This window comes from Agrobacterium sp. rho-13.3, assembly GCF_033957765.2.
GTDB lineage: Bacteria > Pseudomonadota > Alphaproteobacteria > Rhizobiales > Rhizobiaceae > Agrobacterium.
The window spans coordinates 1,876,426-1,894,163 of sequence record NZ_CP192774.1 but is presented as its reverse complement, the minus strand read 5'-3'; the positions used below and the strand labels follow the sequence as shown (position 1 = coordinate 1,894,163).

Here is a 17,738-nt window from a genome sequence, read left to right as displayed (position 1 = left end):
GTTGACGATTCAAACGGATAGGGCGTCTATATGTTCCCTATTCGGGACGTGCCCAGCAATTGAACACGGATGACGTTGCGGCCGGCGTGCGGTTCAAATCCACCCTGTCATCATTGGCGGCTGTTTCATTCGCAAGTTTGCGTTTGACCTGCTCCACATAAAATGAATGTGGTAGCTCACGGTCTCCCGTGGCACGCAGTTCTGTTGCCAAACGGTCTATCAATTCAGGTGTTGGAATAGTTCGCGTCTGGCCTTGGCCTTCCGCAGAAATAGGCATGCTGTTTGAAGTAATCATGACGATAGCTCCTCCAGTCATCAACAACCCAGAGACTATCACCGCCTTAATGTTTCCATAAGACCCAATTTTCTAAAATCGGCTCGAATCTGCTAACAAAAATCAAACTTTTCGTGAGTTTTTAGGGCCACCGAACCACAGGTGGAAGTGACGAGAGAATCGACTCCACGTTGCCGCCGGTCTTGAGGCCGAAAATCGTGCCACGGTCGTGCAGCAGGTTGAATTCCACGTAGCGGCCACGACGAATCAGCTGCTCATCGCGATCTTCTTCCGTCCATGGCTGGTTGAAATTGCCACGCACGATCTTCGGATAAACGAGGTTAAATGCGCGCCCCACATCCTGCACGAACGCGAAGTTGGCATCCCAATCGCCCTTTTCTTCGTCCGGGTGAAGCCAATCGAAGAAAATACCGCCGGTGCCGCGTGGTTCGTTGCGGTGCTTGAGGAAGAAATACTCGTCGCACCACTGTTTGTAGCGCGGATAGTCCGCGACGGCATGGCGGTTGCAGGTGATTTCAAAGACGCGGTGGAAGATTTGCGTGTCGGTGTCGTCCTGCGTGCGGCGGCGGTTGAGCACCGGCGTCAAATCCGCGCCGCCACCAAACCAGTGGCTGGAGGTGACGACCATACGCGTGTTCAAGTGCACGGCAGGAACGTTGGGGTTGACCGGATGGGCGATCAACGAAATGCCCGACGCCCAGAAACGCGGGTCTTCTTCCGCGCCGGGTATCTGGTTGCGGAATTCCTGCGAAAACTCGCCATAGACGGTGGAGGTGTGGACGCCGACTTTCTCGAAGACGCGGCCTTCCATCATCGACATCTTGCCGCCGCCGCCGGCACCTTCGTCGCGCAGCCATTCCTTCTGCACGAAGCGGCCTGGCTCCTGGTCGGAGAGTGGGCCTTGCAGCTCATCTTCAATGGCTTCGAATGAAGCGACGATGGTGTCGCGCAGGCTCTCGAACCAGCCCTTGGCCAGCGCCTTCTTCTCCTCGATGTCGTCCGGCAGGCCCTGCGGCAAAGTCGGTCGTTCCATTGTGGATATCCTCGCGTCGAATCGTTCTTTTCTTTGGATTTAACAGGCGCGGGCGTTCAGCACAAATTCGACTCGCCAAGTGCGGTGCAGCGCACTATCTTTTGATGGAGAGGTGAATGTCATGACGAAATTTGCCGGACCACCGCCACTGGATGGCCTGAAGCGCAGGATCGACGCTCATCGACAGGACCGTGTCGCGGGTGGGCGCAAGAACGATAAAAACGGCATGTTCGTGCGGCAGACGTTTTGCCTGACGCGCGATGAGGCGCGCGCCAAAGCCAAGGAATGGTTCGAGGAATATCCGAAAGCGGCCTACTGGACCGAAGTGGAAAGCTGGCGACCGCTGGAAAACGACCGCATTGAGTTCACCATGCGTCGGCTGCCATCTGCGGATTGATCGTTAAACTCTGCTATCTGCCGCCCGCAGGCGGCTTTCGCCCAATACGCCGCCTTCATCCAGAATAGGATGCGCGACCGATACGATGTGGGCGTTGATGCGCTTGAGATCGCGCAGCATATCCAGATGCAAGGAACTGGTTTGCAGGCTTTGCGTCAGCCCATCGCGCAGGCGCTCCAGGTGCCGACCGGAGGATTGTTTTTCCAGCCGTCTGATATCGATCTTGATTTCCATCAAACGGCGGGCGAGGTCAAAATCGCCGGTGACGAAAATGCTCTGGGCGGCGCGCAGATTTTCGATGGTCATGTCGAACAGCGTTTTAAGTTCGTCATAGCCTTCGTCCGAAAATTTGAAGCCGTTGAGAATTTTTTTGCGGATCTGTTCGGAGATGCCTTTTTCGATGATATCGCCGATATGCTCAAGGTTGATGGCGTAGTCGATGATGGTGATCGACCGGCGGGCGTCAGCCTGATCCAGCCCTTTGCGACCGAGTTGCGAGAGGTAGATTTTCACCTCTTGCTGGAGCGTATCCACCCTTTTTTCCAGGGTGACGATTTCAACCAGCGGGGCGAGGTCATTGTGCTTGAAGGCGTTTTCGGCGCGGATCAACATGCGCTCGATGGTGTCACCAACCACCAGCACTTCACGGGTTGCATTGGCAAGCGCTACGACCGGCGTATCCAGCGCATCAAGGTCGAGGAAATGCGGGCCTTCATCGGTTCGGGGATCATCTGGCACCAGCTTTGCCATCATGTCCGAGATGAAGCCTGAGAACGGCCATGCGAGAGCGGCAAGGCAAAGATTGAAAATGAGGTGTGCGTCGACCGGCAGCATGGCGTCGGCAAGCGGCAGTTTCTGAAGCGCCATCGCGCCGTAAGATGTCAGCGGCAAGGCAATGGCGCAGCCAGCGGCGCGCACGATCAGGTTGCCCAAGGTAATGCGCCGAGCCGAGGCCGGTCCCGAGAGGGTCGCGACGACAGGCGGAATCGCTCCGCCGAGATTGGCGCCCAGAATAAGCACGATAATCAGCCCGGTGGATAGAATGTCGGCAGAGGCCAGCGACAGGATCAGCACCACCACCGCAAGGCTGGAGGACGAGACGAACGCCAGTCCTGCCGATAGAAGAAGTGCCACCGGCCACGCACCATCCAGCAGTCCGATGAACGCGCCGAGAGCGGGCGAGTCACGCATTGGCTCCGTCGCATTGCTCAAAAGATGCAGCGATAGCAGCATGAGGCCGATACCAACGATCGCCGAACCGCCGCCCTGGCGGGCGTTGGAGCTGCCCTTGCGAATAATCAGTCCGGTGAGGATGAGCAGGGGAGACAGCCATGCCACGCCGGTCGCGAAAATCCATGCGGTGACGGCGGTGCCGATATTGGCGCCGAGGAGAACGATCTGCGCCATGCGCGGGCGGATGAGATCACGCTCTGCGAAGGAGGCGACGGTCAAGGCCGTTGCCGTCGAACTTTGCAGGGCGATGGTGGCGAGAAAGCCGGACAGAAAAGAACGGGGGCCGCTTTTTGTGCCTGTGGCCAGCACAGTGCGCAATTTCACGCCAAAAGCCCGCGTCACGCCGTCCTTGACCTGCGCCAAGCCAAAAAGCAGCAGCGCGACCGCGCCCAGCAGATTGACGATGATGATGGTGGATTGCATTCGGGTCGCCCTCCTTCCGTCAGTCTATATCTTCAACGCATATCCTTGTCCGAAACCGTTTTCGCTTTCGGACGACATGCTGCGCGGAAAGTTTTCGGGACCAAGAATCTTTAGTTGGCTAATCAATATACGCCGGCAAAACTCGTGCGTACAGGATTGTTTGCGACATTTTGGTGTGGAAAGGCGATGAGGTCTTTCACTCCTTCGCCGTCATGCCGGTCCTGATCCGGGGTGACGGTGTGTGAGGAAACGACATCGCTAAAAATAGAGAATTACCGCCAAGCCGTCTGCCGCAAAGCCTCTCCCGTCATCATCGCAGCCGACATGGCGACGTTGATAGAGCGCTGGCCTTCCATCATCGGAATGATCAACCGCTGATCGGCTTTGTCGTGCACATGGTCTGGCACGCCCGCACTTTCCCGACCGAAAAGCAGAATGTCATCCGGGCGGTAGTCAACGGCGGTGTAGGGCAGGGCCGCTTTGGTGGACGCCAGAAGCAGTCTGCGGCCTGTGGACGCGCGCCATTCTTCGAAACGGTCCCAATTGACGTACCGGGTCAGCGATGCGGTGGTGAGATAGTCCATGCCTGCGCGCTTCAGGTTGCGGTCTGAAATGTCGAAGCCTGCCGGTTCGATGATGTCCACGCCAAGCCCGAGGCAGGCGGCCAGCCGCAGGATGGTGCCGGTGTTGCCAGCAATATCCGGTTGATAAAGGGCGATCCTGATATCGGGCATGGTGTCGTCTTTCGCTGGGCAATGTTCTGGGGGCTTATCACGGGCTGTGAGCGTGAAACAAGCAAGGTGATGACCGGGTGTTGGCGCCACGGCAGTCACAGGCGCGTGTAGTGAGGCAGTTTCTAATATTCGTGGTGGTTTCAAGCTGGCCAATGCATATTTTTTAAGCTAAAAGAGCCCATCTTCAACACCAAACACGGAGGTTCAAATGAATATTCTAGTTCGATATCGCCTCCCGGCCATTGTAGCGCCTCTACAGGCTTAGGTGTGTCTCGCGGTTCTGCCGCATTTTCCTTCACGCAAGAATCGTCATGTGGCTGTTACGGCCATATTCCATGTGTTTTCCCGTTGTGGCCGTGGGAGCTTTCTTCCCGCTGCGCCGTTCTTACGGGGTATAATGTCCGGAGCTTAGCCAATGTTCGGCTGGTTTGAAAAACGTCTTGATCCATTTCCCACGTCGACACCCATTGTGCCGCCGACAAAGCTGCTGCCTTTCATGTGGCATTACACGCGCCCGGCAGCGCCGTGGCTGCTGCTGCTTGGCCTGATGTCCATGGGTATCGCGATTGCGGAAGTGATGCTTTATCAATTCCTTGGCAATATCGTGGACTGGCTGTCGACGGCCAACAAGGAGACCTTCCTTCAGGACGAAGGTTTGCATCTTCTCGTCATGGCAGTCATCATTCTTGTGGCGCTGCCGTTGATGGGTTCCATCCACACGCTGACCATGCACCAGACGCTGGCTGGAAACTTTGGCATGATTGCCCGCTGGCAGATGCACCGGTTTCTGCTGCGCCATTCCATGAACTTTTTTGCCAATGAGTTTGCGGGCCGCGTGTCTGCAAAGGTGATGCAAACGGCACTTTCCATTCGTGAAGTGGCGCTGAAGATCATCGATGTTTTCGTTTACGCGATCACCTTCGTGGGTTCGATGCTGTTTCTGGTGGCGGCGGCAGATTGGCGGCTGGTTATTCCGCTTGTCGCGTGGCTCAGCATCTATATCGGGATTTTGACCTATTTCGTGCCGAAGCTGGGGAAATACGCCAGTTTGCAGGCGGATGCGCGCTCTTTGATGACGGGCCGCATCGTGGATAGTTACACCAACATCGCCACGATCAAGCTGTTTTCCCACGCGGGCCGGGAGGAAGTCTATGCGCGTGAGGGCATGGGCATGTTCCTTGACACCGTGCACGGTCAGATGCGCAAGATCACCGCGTTCAATATCGCTATCGATATCAACAACGCTGTGGTGATGTTCTCCACAGCCACACTCGGTCTTTATTTCTGGCTGACGGGATCGGTGACGGTGGGTGCCGTCGCCGTTGCCATCGGTCTTTCCATGCGCGTCAACGGCATGTCGCAGTGGATCATGTGGGAAGTCACCTCGCTGTTTGAGAATATCGGCACGGTGTATGATGGCATGAACATGATGACCAAGCCGCATGATATTCTCGATGTGGCGAACGCGCCTGCGCTCATTGCCCCCAAGGGTGAAATCCGTTTTGAGGATATTCGCTTCCATTACGGCAAGAGCAAGGGTGTGATCGATGGTCTGTCACTCCATATCAAGCCGGGTGAAAAGGTCGGTCTTGTTGGGCGTTCAGGTGCGGGCAAAACCACGCTGATGAACCTGCTGTTGCGCTTTTATGATCTGGAAGCAGGCAAGATCACCATCGATGGGCAGGATATCGCCAAGGTGTCTCAGGACAGCTTGCGGTCGCTGATCGGTGTCGTGACGCAGGATACGTCGTTGCTGCATCGCTCCATTCGCGACAATATTGCTTACGGTCATCCGGGTGCCACAGACGAGGAAATCGTCGCGGCGGCGAAACGGGCCAATGCCTGGGAGTTCATCGATACGCTGGTGGATCTGCATGGCCGTCAGGGTCTGGATGCGCAGGTGGGGGAACGCGGCGTGAAGCTGTCCGGTGGTCAGCGGCAGCGTATCGCCATTGCCCGCGTGTTCCTGAAAAACGCGCCGATCCTTATTCTGGATGAGGCAACGTCGGCACTGGATTCCGAAGTGGAAGCGGCCATTCAGGAAAACCTGTTTGCGTTGATGGAAGGCAAAACCGTGATTGCGATTGCGCACCGTCTTTCAACCCTGACCGAGATGGATCGGCTGATCATTCTCGATAAGGGGCAGATCGTGGAGGCGGGTACCCATGCCGAACTGGCGGAGCAGGGCGGGATTTATGCCGACCTCTGGCTGAGGCAATCCGGCGGTTTCATCGCCGATGAAGAACCTGAAATGAAAGCGGCGGGGGAGTAGTCTCCCGCCCTTTTTCTTGGCGCTCATTACCAAAATATAATCTATCCCCGGCTTTGCCGTCGGTCGGAATCCGCTTATACCGAAATCATGGCAATCACTCGTATTTTTCGCTATTTCGAGACCTGGATACAGCCCTTCGCCCGCAAGGACGATCTGAGGCCGCCGCAAGATACCTTTGCTTTTATCTGGTTCTATCTCCGGCAAGCCAAAGCGCCCTTCTTTGCCATGCTCATTCTGGGCGGCATGACGGCAGCAATCGAGGCCGCGCTGTTCTGGTTCGTGGGGCGGTTGGTGGATATTCTGGCCACGGTCAAACCCGGTGAGGGCTGGGCAGGGTTGATTGCTGGTCACGGCTATGAACTGATCGGCATGTTGTTTCTGATCGCCGTGGTGCGGTTCATCGTTGCCATGCTGACGGCGCTGGTGGATCAGCAGATCATTACGCCGGGGTTTTATAACCTCGTGCGCTGGCAATCCTATATGCATGTTGCACGGCAATCGCTGACCTTTTTTCAGAATGATTTTTCCGGACGAATCGTCACCAAGGTCTGGTCGGGCGGGCAGGCTGCGGGTGATCTCGTCACATCGCTAATGGAAAGCGTCTGGTTCGTCGGCATCTATTCTGTTTCGATGCTGTTTTTGATCGGCGGTCTGGACTGGCGCCTGGCGGTCGTCGTCTTGCTGTGGGTGGGCATCTTTTCCATGCTGGCGCGTTATTTCGTGCCACGCATTCGTTTTCATTCCAGGGAAACCGCCGAAGCCGCCTCCATGCTGTCAGGCCGCATGGTCGATGCCTACAGCAATATTCAGACGTTGCGGCTTTTCGGGCGTGATGACGCCAATGACCGCTATATGCGCCAAGGCTTTGATACGTTTCAGAACACGACGCTGACCTTCACGCGCTTCATCACCGGCGTGCGCGCATCCATGGCTTTGCTGTCTGGCATCATGATCACCTCGATGGCGGCGCTCTGCATCGATCTTTGGCTTTCCGGCAAGATCAGTTCGGGCGCGGTCGCCTTCACGCTGGCGCTGGTGTTGCGGCTGAATTTTCTGCTTGGACGGCTGATGACGCAGTTCAACGGCATCATGCGCAATTTCGGCACGGTTCAGAACGCTGCGGACTTGATATCGCAGCCGATCAACCTCGTGGATGTGCCCGGTGCGACGGCTCTATCTGTCGTCAAGCCCGGTATTCGTTTCGAGAATGTCAGCTTTCATTATGGGCGCGGCAAAGGGGTCATCGATCATCTGAGCATCGACATAAAGCCGGGTGAAAAGGTTGGCATTGTCGGCAGATCGGGTGCGGGCAAATCCACATTCGTCAATCTGCTGCTGCGTTTCTATGATGTCGAGAAAGGCCGCATTCTGATCGACGGGCAGGATATCGCCAAGGTCAGTCAAGAGACCCTGCGCGCCCATATTGGCATGGTCACGCAGGATACGTCGCTGCTGCACCGCTCCATTCGCGATAACATCATGTTCGGGCGCATGGATGCCGATGAGGATCAACTGTTGGAAGCCATACGCCGTGCCAAGGCGGATGATTTTATCTCGAAGCTGGAAGACCAGCGCGGGCGCAAGGGGCTGGACGCGCATGTGGGTGAGCGCGGCGTGAAGCTGTCCGGTGGCCAGCGCCAGCGCATTGCCATTGCCCGCGTGATGCTGAAAGATGCGCCTATTCTCGTTCTGGATGAGGCGACGTCTGCGCTGGATTCGGAAGTCGAAGCGGCGATCCAGAGCAATCTCGATGAGTTGATGCATGGCAAAACCGTGCTTGCCATCGCCCATCGGCTCTCCACCATTGCAGCCCTCGACCGGCTGATTATCATGGATGCCGGGCGCATTGTTGAACAAGGCACCCATGCGCAGCTTGTTGCCAGCGGCGGGCTTTATTCAGAACTCTGGGAACGGCAATCCGGTGGTTTTCTTGCCGCCGAGGCTTGAAGCCTACGGTGCCGCAATCATGAAATCCGCGACTAGCCCGTAATGGTTTGAACCAAGATCTTGCGGCAGGCGCTCCAACGCCATCAAGGTCGCAGGCTTCCTTGCGAAGATATGATCGATGGCAATGCCGAACTGACCAGCCTGTATCGGCCATGTCGCAGGTTCCCACGGTCCCTTTTTCAAATCCGTATCATTCAGAAAATCCCGCATATCCGGCGCAATGCTGGCGGAGTTGAAATCACCGCCAAGAATCAGAGAGCCTGTCACGGAGGACAGCGCAGACCTGATTCGATACAACTCGTTGCGGTGGTATTCGTCAAAATAGGGTTTGGTCAGATGCGCTGCGGCAAGCGTGAGTTTCACGCCGTCCACATCGACCGCTGCCATGGCGAACCTGTCGCGGCTGACATAGCTCAGACTGCCGATTCGGGCGTCCTCGAGCGGGCGTTTTGCCATCATCAGCAGGTCGCAGGATTGCGTGCCTTGCCCGCAGCCAATCCAGTAGGGGTAGGTTTGCTGAAGACGGGGCAGGGCGGTGGTCAGTGCCGCGGCCTCCATGACGTAAACCGCATCGGCATTCGACGCCAAAATTGCGTCAGTGATTGATTCGGCATTCGCGCGATTTTGCATCAGCACATTGAAGGACAGGAGGCGAAATGGCGTCGCTTGTGGCGCGGCGATGGCGTCCGTCACGAATTCCCTGTGCATATAAAGTGCGTGCCCACTGAGTGCGAGCGACCACACCAAAAGCAGGATGAAGATGCGCGAGCGCAGGACGATGAGGCACAGAAATGCGGTGACCGCGGCCAGTACGGCGATATGTAGCTGGAAACTGTTGACGAAAGCCAACAGCCAGAAATCAACGGTATATCGGATACTTATAACGAAAAGCGCAAGGGCGAGCGCAAACGACGCAATGCAGGTAAGCCGTGCTTTCAATACCGAAATCCTGCCTTATGGCTCTCCCTGATTCTGATTATCATGCGTGATCTTCCCGCACAATGTTGCAGGATGGACAGCAGAGCGGGAAAAGGGACCGAAAAATTGGCTTAGAAGGCAGAATTACGGCAGCTTTGTGTGCTTTCCTCTTGCCAAGGTCTGGCATATTTTGCGATCAAGCAGAGTAGGTGCGAATTTAATCGTCGCGCAATGACCGAGACTTTGGGGACGGAGTTTGTCTTGGATCAAAACATAGCTGGAGGACTCATGCGACTTTCAACAAAATCAGCGCAGAGGATGGTGTAGCGGTGAGCGAGCACGTAAATGACCATGACGCATCGGGTGAACCCACCCGTCGCGATTTTCTTTATCTTGTAACCGGTATGGCGGGCGCTGTCGGCGCTGCTGCCGTTGCCTGGCCATTCATTGATCAGATGCGTCCAGATGCATCCACTCTGGCGCTGGCCTCTATCGAGGTGAATGTGGCGAGTGTTGAGCCGGGCATGTCGTTGACGGTGAAATGGCGTGGTAAGCCAATCTTCATTCGTAACCGCACCCAGAAAGAGATCGATGAAGCAAATGCCGTCAAACTGGCAGAGCTGAAAGATCAGGTTGCGCGCAACGCCAACCTTGCGCCCGAAGCGCAGGCCACAGACGTTGACCGTTCCGCAGGCGCTGGCAAGGAAAACTGGATCGTCATGATCGGTTCCTGCACGCATCTTGGTTGTGTTCCGCTGGGTCAAGCCGGCGATTTCGGCGGGTGGTTCTGTCCCTGCCATGGCTCGCACTACGATACGGCGGGCCGCATTCGCAAAGGTCCGGCGCCGGAAAACCTGCATATTCCGACCTTCGCATTCACATCCGATACCGTGATCAAAATCGGATAAGGGGACATTTGAAATGAGTGGTCATTCCAGTTACCAGCCCTCGACCGGTATCGAAAGATGGGTCGATTCGCGCCTTCCGCTGCCGCGGATGATCTATGATAGCTTCATAGCCTACCCGGTTCCGCGCAATCTGAACTACGCCTACACCTTCGGCGCAATGCTTTCGGTGATGCTGATCGTGCAGATTTTGACCGGCGTTGTGCTGGCCATGCATTACGCTTCCGAAACCACGGTCGCTTTCAACTCCGTTGAAAAGATCATGCGTGACGTGAACCATGGCTGGCTGTTGCGTTACATGCACGCCAACGGTGCCTCGTTCTTCTTCATCGCGGTTTACCTGCACATTGCTCGCGGCCTCTACTACGGTTCCTACAAGGCTCCTCGCGAAATCCTCTGGATTCTCGGCTGTGTCATCTTCCTTCTGATGATGGCAACGGGCTTCATGGGTTACGTTCTGCCCTGGGGCCAGATGTCCTTCTGGGGCGCGACGGTTATCACCGGCTTCTTCACGGCTTTCCCCGGCGTTGGCGAGTGGATTCAGCAGTTCCTGCTCGGCGGTTTTGCCGTCGACCAGCCGACCCTGAACCGCTTCTTTGCGCTGCACTACCTGCTGCCGTTCATGATTGTCGGTGTCGTTATCCTGCACGTCTGGGCGCTGCACGTCACAGGTCAGACCAACCCGACCGGCGTTGAAGTGAAAAGCAAGACGGACACCGTTCCGTTCACGCCGTATGCCACGTTGAAGGATGCGCTGGGCGTTTCCGTCTTCCTGCTGTTCTATGCATATTTCGTCTTCTACATGCCGAACTTCCTTGGTCACCCCGACAACTACATCATGGCGGACCCGCTGAAGACACCGGCGCATATCGTGCCTGAGTGGTACTTCCTGCCATTCTACGCCATGCTGCGCGCCATCACCTTCAATGTCGGCCCGATCGATTCCAAGCTCGGTGGCGTTCTGGTGATGTTTGGCGCGATCGTCGTGCTGTTCTTCCTGCCTTGGCTGGACACGTCCAAGGTTCGCTCGGCTGTCTATCGCCCATGGTACAAGATGTTCTTCGGCGTCTTCGTCGTAAACTCCATCATGCTCGGCTGGCTCGGTTCCCGCCCGGCGGAAGGCCTTTACGTCGCGCTGTCGCAGCTTGGAACCGTGTATTACTTCGGCTTCTTCCTCATCATCATGCCGCTTCTCGGCCTGTTCGAAACGCCAAGGCGTATTCCGAACTCCATCACCGAGGCTGTTCTGGAAAAGCAGAATGCCAAGACGGCTGCCGCACCTGCGGCTGCGGTCAAGATATGAGCGCGAGAAGGACGATGACAATGAGAAAGCTTGTAACGAGCATCGCGCTCATCGCTACGCTGAGTGCTTTCGGGTCCGCAGCTTTTGCCGCGGGCGAGGGCCATGACGATCTGGCTGCCAAGACCGAGCACGCCATTGCTGGCGGCCACTTTCCGGTTTTAAAACCACAGGAAGAGAAGTGGTCGTTTGCCGGTCCTTTCGGAAAATACGATAAGGGCCAGCTTCAGCGTGGTCTGAAAATCTACAAGGAAGTCTGTTCCGCCTGTCATGCCATGAGCCTGGTCTCCTTCCGTACGCTGGAAGGTCTGGGGTATTCGGATGCCCAGGTGAAGGCCTTTGCTGCTGAATACGAAGTGCAGGATGGCCCGAATGCCGATGGCGAGATGTATTCGCGCAAGGCTGTTCCATCCGATCACTTCCCGTCGCCTTATCCAAACAAGGAAGCCGCGGCGGCATCAAACGGCGGTGCTGCACCTCCGGACATGTCGCTTCTGGCGAAGGCACGCGGCATCGAACGTGGATTTCCGCAGTTCATCATCGATATGATCCCGATCATTGGTGGATATCAGGAAGGTGGGCCGGATTATATCCACGCCCTTCTGACCGGTTATCAGGACGCGCCAGCCGGTGTCGAGGTTGCGGAAGGAACGCACTTCAATCCGTATTTCGGCAGCGCGACCGCCTTGAAAATGGCGCCGCCTATCAGCGCCGATCAGATCACCTATGATGACGGCACACCGCAGACGCTGGATCAGTATTCGCAGGACGTTTCCGCATTTCTCATGTGGGCCGCAGAGCCACATCTGGAGGAGCGCAAGCGCACTGGCTTCATGGTTATCGTGTTTCTGTTGATCTTCACAGCACTGATCTATCTAACGAAGAAATCCGTATACGCTCGAAAAGAACACTGATTGGTTCAATTGTTGCGTACCAACATCAGCCCTCTCGGTTTATCCGCGAGGGCTTTTTGATTCTTGGCAGATAAGACATCATCGATACGGCGACTTTTTGGGTTGGTCTGCCGCAACCAAATTGATAAGGTCTCCTGACATTTCATCCCTACCAAACATATCGGAAATACCATGACCGTTATCGCTTCGGAGCTTACTGCCGCCATTCGCTCCATTCCCGATTATCCGAAGCCGGGAATCATCTTTCGTGATATCACCACCCTGCTTGGCAATCCGCGTGCTTTCCGCCGTGCGATTGACGAGTTGGTGCAGCCCTATGCGGGCATGAAAATCGACAAGATTGCGGGCATAGAAGCCCGCGGCTTCATCCTTGGCGGCGCCGTGGCGCATCAGCTTTCTGCCGGTTTCGTGCCGATCCGCAAAAAGGGCAAACTGCCGCACACCACCGTGCGCGTTGCCTACAGCCTCGAATATGGCGTCGACGAGATGGAGATGCATGTGGATGCGGTACAGCCCGGCGAGAAAGTTATTCTGGTCGATGACCTGATCGCAACCGGTGGCACCGCGGAAGGTGCCGTAAAACTGCTCCGCCAGATGGGCGCCGAAATCGTATCTGCCTGCTTCGTCATCGATCTGCCGGATTTGGGCGGGCGCAAGAAACTGGAAGACCTCGGTGTGGATGTGCGGACGCTCGTGGAGTTCTCCGGGCACTAAGGCGTGTTGCGCACCCTGTTTAGCGCTACTCGAATTCCAATACATTGCTTTCGAAGGTGACGACCGGTTTACCGTGCTGGTTGACACCTTCATTCAACGTTGTGTTCATGCGCAAGCCGGGGCGGGACGCGAGCGGCCTTGCTGCAATCATGGTGGCGTAATAGGTAACATCGTCTCCGGCATAGACCGGACGAAGCCATTTGAGGTCGCGGAAGCCGGGCGAGGGGCCGAGTTTGGGTGGCTCTATACCCTCTGATTTTAGGCGTCCTATTTCCTTGCTCCAGTAGCTCAGAAAACATTTCATCCATGATGCGCTGGTTTGCCAGCCGGATGCGCAAAGCCCTTCGAAAACCGAGTTTTTCGCCGCCTCCGCGTCCAGGTGAAAAGGTTGGGGATCGAATTTCTCTGCGTAGCGAATGATGGATTCTGCCGAGAAATGCACTGTGCCGAGTTCCAGTTTTAACCCAGCCGGATAAAGTTCGATGAATTTCATGACGCCACCTTTTCCGTCGCGGTCGCCAGCATGGCGTTCAATTCGGCCACGCAGACGGTTTCGCCATGCTGGTTCTGCAACTCATGCCGCAGCTTGATGACACCCAGACCGGGCCGCGATTTGGAGACCCGCTGTTCGAGCACGGTTGAGGTTCCGCTGAGTGTATCGCCTGCCAGAACGGGTTTTTTCCATTCCACGAAATCAACACCAAGGCCCGCTTGCGAGGGGGAATTGTTGATGTAGCTGTCCACCGTCATCCGCATCAACATGCCGCAGGTGTGCCAGCCAGATGCGGCAAGGCCACCGAGGATGCTGGCTTTTCCAGCCTCTTCAGACAGATGCATGGGCTGTGGATCGAATTCCATTGCGAACTCGATGATTTCTGCCGCCGTAACCGTTTTCGGGCCGAGCGGAAAGCTTCGTCCGGGCGTAAAATCCTCAAAAGCATATGTCACTGGCGAACTCCTCTTCCGCTTGGACGCGAGGCGAAGGTAACGCAAGTCTGCCTTTTACGTAAAGGTAAAATTATTGATGAGACGACGAAAATTCGTGATCTGAAAATGAAAAGGCCTGCGAGTTGAGCGCGGGCCTTTTCGGAACTGTGTGTTTTAAAGCATGTCTTTATCGCAAAACCGCGACACACTTTTGCGAGAAATGCCTTAGGTGTTGAAGCGGAAGTGGATCACGTCGCCGTCGTTGACGACATATTCCTTGCCTTCGTCGCGTCCCTTGCCAGCTTCCTTGGCGCCGACTTCGCCCTTGAAGTTGACGTAGTCGTCATAGGCAATGGTGAAGGCGCGGATGAAGCCGCGTTCGAAATCCGTGTGGATGACGCCCGCAGCGCCGGGAGCCTTGGTGCCGCGCACGATGGTCCATGCGCGTGTTTCCTTGGGGCCAACGGTGAAGTAGGTGATGAGGTCCAGCAGGTGGTAACCGGCGCGGATCAGGCGGTCGAGACCGGCTTCTTGCAGACCAAGGGCGGAAAGGAATTCCTTGGATTCCTCTTCGGGAAGCTGTGCGACTTCGGATTCGATGGCGGCGGAAATGATGACGCATTCTGCGCCCTGTTCCTTTGCCATGTCGGCCACGGCCTTGGTATGCTCGTTGCCGTCCACGGCGTCCGATTCAGCGACGTTGCAGACGTACAGAACCGGGTGGGAGGTCAGAAGGTTCAGGCTCTTCAGGACTTCGATTTCGTCGGCAGCCAGCGTCTTCAGCAGCAGGCGTGCAGGCTTGCCCTCGTTCAGCAGCTTGATGACCGCCTCCATGACGGGCAGTTGCGCCAGTGAATCCTTGTCCTTGGAAGAAGCGCGCTTGCGTGTCTGCTCGACGCGGCGCTCAAGGCTTTCCAGATCGGCGAGCATCAGCTCGGTTTCAATCGTCTCGGCATCGCCAACCGGGTTGATACGGCCTTCGACGTGGGTGATATCGTCGTCCTCGAAGCAGCGCAGAACATGCACCACGGCATCGACTTCGCGGATGTTGGCGAGGAACTTGTTGCCCAGACCTTCACCCTTGGAAGCGCCACGCACCAGACCGGCAATGTCCACGAAGGAAATGCGGGTGGGGATGATTTCCTTGGAACCCGCGATGCCGGCCAGTGTCTGCATACGCGCATCCGGCACGGCCACTTCGCCGGTGTTCGGCTCAATGGTGCAGAACGGATAGTTCGCCGCCTGTGCCGCCGCCGTTTTCGTCAGCGCGTTGAAGAGGGTGGATTTGCCGACATTGGGCAGACCGACGATACCGCATTTAAAGCCCATGGCTTGAACCTGTCTCTATCTTAATAACTCTGTTAACCGAGCCTTTTGCGGAAAGGGCAGGGCAAGGTCAAGTCTTGTTGCGGGAAACCATGAGGATTCCCGCAATCAGACGGGTTAGAGAGCGATTTCATTGCCGCCAAACCAGGCTGATATCAATGACCAGCCACCGTAAAGGACCGCACCGCTGAACGCGACGGACAGAATGGCGAGGAGAAGACCTATCAGCACGGCAACATCATCCCGCTGCGCAAGCCCAAGTGCTATCGCCAGCACCGAGAGGCCGGGCAGCATATTGCCGAACGGAATGGGCAGGGCGATGAGAACGGCCATGAGAAAAATCACGACACCGATGGCGGCAGGGCTGACATGTTCGGCCAGAACATGCCCACGGGGTCGCAACAAGGCCTCCAGCTTTGCCAGACGGGGTGCTGCCTTTTCCGCCGTCAGTTCAATGATGGATCGAGATACGGAAAGGCGACCCAGAAAGCCGGGGAGGACGAGCTTTCGCGATCCGAAAATAATCTGGAGCGACAGAATGGCAAGTGCTGTGCCGAAGATCATGCCCGCCGGAATGCCGGGGGTTGGAATGATGGCGGGGATTGCGAAAACCAGAAGCACGAAGGCAATCGCCTGATCGCCCAGCTTCTCCAACAAGCCTTCCAGCGTGATCTTTTCGGGCAAGCCATCCGGCAGCTGTTTCAGAAGCGACGCCATGGTTTGATGCTGCGCAGTGTCAGTCATGCGCAGGACTGTCCGACTGCGAAGACATGGATTGGCGAAGAGCGTCTGGCTTTTTCATAAGCGTGAAATGGGTATGCCACGCAAAGTTTCAAGCTATCGCCGTGGGCGTGAATGCAATCTCAGTCTTTCTTGCCAAACATTCTCTTGAGCATGTCTGCCATTGGTCCGGTTTCCGGCAGTTTCTGCGGCTGCGCGGAATTGCGTGCCTGATGGATGTGGGACTGGGCGGCGGGTTTGGCGGCCTTTTTTTCTTCCGACTTCACACCCACGGCCAGCGCCAGCTTGTTCATGAGTTGGGAATCCTCGCCCTTCACCAGCATGGCGGCATTGTCCGCAATCGCATCGATCAGAGGTTCCAGCCACACCTTGTCGGACTTGGCGAAATCGCCCAGCACATGGCCGTGCACGCGGTCCTTGTCTCCCGGATGGCCGATGCCAAGACGCAGGCGGCGATAGTCTTTGCCACAATGGGCGTCGATGGATTTGAGGCCATTGTGGCCACCATGTCCGCCGCCGATCTTGATACGCGCGCGGCCTGCGACGAGATCCAGCTCATCGTGAATGGCAATGATGTCGGCGGGTGCCAGCTTGTAGAAACGCATGGCTTCGCCGACCGATTCACCAGAAAGGTTCATGAAGGTCAACGGCTTTATCAGCAGCACTTTTTCTCCCGCGATCTCACCTTCGGAAATCTCGGATTTGAACTTCTTTGACCACGGCGAGAAAGAGGGCAGACGTTGCAGCGCATCGACAGCCATAAAGCCGATATTGTGCCGGTTATTGGCATATTGCGTGCCGGGATTGCCAAGGCCTGCAATGATAATCATCGATCATTCCACTCGGTTCGGTTCAAAGTTTCCCTTCACCACCGAAAAAACAGGCGGGTGTCAACTTTTTTTGTCGGTTGAAAGGCCGCGTAGCGGCTATGGGCGCACGATGAGGCCGTGTTTTTCGTAGATGCTGCGCTGGGTGCCGTCAGCAATGATGTCATCAAGTACATCTTGCATTTTTTTGATGAGGTCGTCGGGTACGCTTTTGTTGCAGGCCATTCCAAGGCTTTGATGGGCCAGCACGATGACCTCGGAAAACTGACCTTTCGGCAGATTGTTGAGCGCGCTTTCCGACATTGGCATCATATCGATGCGACCGGCCACGAGCTTTGCCAGTGTCTTGTCAAAATCGGCACTAAGGTCAATGCGGGAAAATTTCAGGGTTTCCAAAAGCGTCTCGGTGTAATCGTTTCTCTGCGTTCCAACGGTGTACTGCTTGGCATCTTCCAGATTATCGACGGTCAGCTGCGCGTCTTTGAGAGCAACGAGGACGTTTCTGTCCGTGTGGATGGGCGACACCCATTTGAACAGCTTTTCGCGTTGATGGGTCCGGGCCGCAGCAACAACGCAATGCATCGGCTTGGTCTCTGCAAGCGCCAACGCTCTTGCCCAGGGCAAGATGGTGGTTTCGTAGTTGATGCCAGTACGCTCAAAGATGATTTTCAACTGGTCGAGATAAACGCCGGTTGGCTTTCCATCGGCACCGCGAAGATTATAGGGCGGATAGTCCTCGGTCGAGATGTAAAGGGTCTCGGCGCACACGGGTGGTGCTGTGAATAATGTCACCATGAATAAAACAGTGCGCCACATAGAGCTTTATTCCCCT

Annotated in this window: 18 protein-coding genes; 7 read left to right on the top strand and 11 right to left on the bottom strand. The window is 56.2% G+C overall.

Going from position 1 to position 17,738, the window contains the following annotated elements:
- Positions 1-37: 37 nt before the first annotated feature.
- Positions 38-295 (bottom strand): hypothetical protein, encoded by a 258-nt coding sequence (locus RMR16_RS09430; protein WP_320198477.1) that lies wholly within the window; start codon positions 293-295, stop codon positions 38-40.
- Positions 296-416: 121 nt separating this feature from the next.
- Entirely contained in the window at positions 417-1,328 is a 912-nt protein-coding gene (gene hemF / locus RMR16_RS09425; protein ID WP_320198478.1) for an oxygen-dependent coproporphyrinogen oxidase, read from the bottom strand.
- Between the two features lie 121 nt (positions 1,329-1,449).
- Between hemF and RMR16_RS09420 the strand changes: the two genes are divergently transcribed.
- Positions 1,450-1,725 carry a hypothetical protein gene (locus tag RMR16_RS09420; protein ID WP_320198479.1) on the top strand — a complete coding sequence of 92 codons (276 nt, stop codon included), beginning with the start codon at positions 1,450-1,452 and terminating at the stop codon, positions 1,723-1,725.
- A gap of 3 nt (positions 1,726-1,728) precedes the next feature.
- On the opposite strand, the gene RMR16_RS09415 is transcribed toward RMR16_RS09420, so the two are convergent.
- Positions 1,729-3,381, bottom strand: a complete 1,653-nt coding sequence (locus RMR16_RS09415) for a Na/Pi cotransporter family protein (protein WP_320198480.1) — start codon at positions 3,379-3,381, stop codon at positions 1,729-1,731.
- Positions 3,382-3,653: 272 nt separating this feature from the next.
- A complete protein-coding gene (locus tag RMR16_RS09410; protein WP_320198481.1) occupies positions 3,654-4,115 on the bottom strand; it encodes a tRNA (cytidine(34)-2'-O)-methyltransferase in 462 nt (153 codons plus the stop codon).
- 415 nt (positions 4,116-4,530) lie between these two features.
- Between RMR16_RS09410 and RMR16_RS09405 the strand changes: the two genes are divergently transcribed.
- The gene (locus tag RMR16_RS09405) at positions 4,531-6,387 is read left to right on the top strand and encodes an ABC transporter ATP-binding protein (protein WP_320198482.1); all 1,857 of its coding nucleotides are present in this window, start codon (positions 4,531-4,533) and stop codon (positions 6,385-6,387) included.
- 87 nt (positions 6,388-6,474) lie between these two features.
- Complete coding sequence (locus RMR16_RS09400; RefSeq protein ID WP_320198483.1) at positions 6,475-8,334, top strand: ABC transporter ATP-binding protein; 1,860 nt, start codon at positions 6,475-6,477, stop codon at positions 8,332-8,334.
- Positions 8,335-8,337: 3 nt separating this feature from the next.
- On the opposite strand, the gene RMR16_RS09395 is transcribed toward RMR16_RS09400, so the two are convergent.
- Positions 8,338-9,273 carry an endonuclease/exonuclease/phosphatase family protein gene (locus RMR16_RS09395; RefSeq protein WP_320198484.1) on the bottom strand — a complete coding sequence of 312 codons (936 nt, stop codon included), beginning with the start codon at positions 9,271-9,273 and terminating at the stop codon, positions 8,338-8,340.
- A gap of 383 nt (positions 9,274-9,656) precedes the next feature.
- On the opposite strand from RMR16_RS09395, the gene petA reads away from it, so the two are divergent.
- The 4 genes from petA (at position 9,657) to RMR16_RS09375 (ending at position 13,085) form a co-directional block, all read left to right on the top strand.
- Positions 9,657-10,160, top strand: coding sequence for a ubiquinol-cytochrome c reductase iron-sulfur subunit (gene petA, locus RMR16_RS09390; protein ID WP_432354638.1), 504 nt, complete (start codon positions 9,657-9,659; stop codon positions 10,158-10,160).
- Positions 10,161-10,173: 13 nt separating this feature from the next.
- On the top strand, positions 10,174-11,460 hold the full coding sequence (locus RMR16_RS09385) for a cytochrome b (protein WP_320198486.1): 1,287 nt from the start codon (positions 10,174-10,176) through the stop codon (positions 11,458-11,460).
- Positions 11,461-11,480: 20 nt separating this feature from the next.
- Complete coding sequence (locus RMR16_RS09380) at positions 11,481-12,371, top strand: cytochrome c1 (RefSeq protein WP_320198487.1); 891 nt, start codon at positions 11,481-11,483, stop codon at positions 12,369-12,371.
- A 171-nt stretch (positions 12,372-12,542) separates the two neighbouring features.
- On the top strand, positions 12,543-13,085 hold the full coding sequence (locus tag RMR16_RS09375; RefSeq protein WP_320198488.1) for an adenine phosphoribosyltransferase: 543 nt from the start codon (positions 12,543-12,545) through the stop codon (positions 13,083-13,085).
- Between the two features lie 25 nt (positions 13,086-13,110).
- Here RMR16_RS09375 and RMR16_RS09370 read toward each other — a convergent pair whose 3' ends face one another.
- The 6 genes from RMR16_RS09370 to RMR16_RS09345 all read right to left on the bottom strand — a co-directional run bounded on the left by RMR16_RS09370 (position 13,111) and on the right by RMR16_RS09345 (position 17,701).
- On the bottom strand, positions 13,111-13,578 hold the full coding sequence (locus tag RMR16_RS09370) for a MaoC family dehydratase (protein ID WP_320198489.1): 468 nt from the start codon (positions 13,576-13,578) through the stop codon (positions 13,111-13,113).
- The gene (locus RMR16_RS09365) at positions 13,575-14,033 is read right to left on the bottom strand and encodes a MaoC family dehydratase (RefSeq protein WP_320198490.1); all 459 of its coding nucleotides are present in this window, start codon (positions 14,031-14,033) and stop codon (positions 13,575-13,577) included. The genes RMR16_RS09370 and RMR16_RS09365 overlap by 4 nt, the downstream gene beginning before the upstream one ends.
- Before the next feature lie 204 nt (positions 14,034-14,237).
- Complete coding sequence (gene ychF / locus RMR16_RS09360; protein ID WP_320198491.1) at positions 14,238-15,341, bottom strand: redox-regulated ATPase YchF; 1,104 nt, start codon at positions 15,339-15,341, stop codon at positions 14,238-14,240.
- Positions 15,342-15,455: 114 nt separating this feature from the next.
- A complete protein-coding gene (locus RMR16_RS09355; protein ID WP_320198492.1) occupies positions 15,456-16,082 on the bottom strand; it encodes an exopolysaccharide biosynthesis protein in 627 nt (208 codons plus the stop codon).
- A 119-nt stretch (positions 16,083-16,201) separates the two neighbouring features.
- Positions 16,202-16,909, bottom strand: a complete 708-nt coding sequence (pth, locus tag RMR16_RS09350) for an aminoacyl-tRNA hydrolase (protein WP_320198493.1) — start codon at positions 16,907-16,909, stop codon at positions 16,202-16,204.
- Positions 16,910-17,005: 96 nt separating this feature from the next.
- Positions 17,006-17,701, bottom strand: coding sequence for a substrate-binding periplasmic protein (locus RMR16_RS09345; protein WP_320198494.1), 696 nt, complete (start codon positions 17,699-17,701; stop codon positions 17,006-17,008).
- Positions 17,702-17,738: the final 37 nt, after the last annotated feature.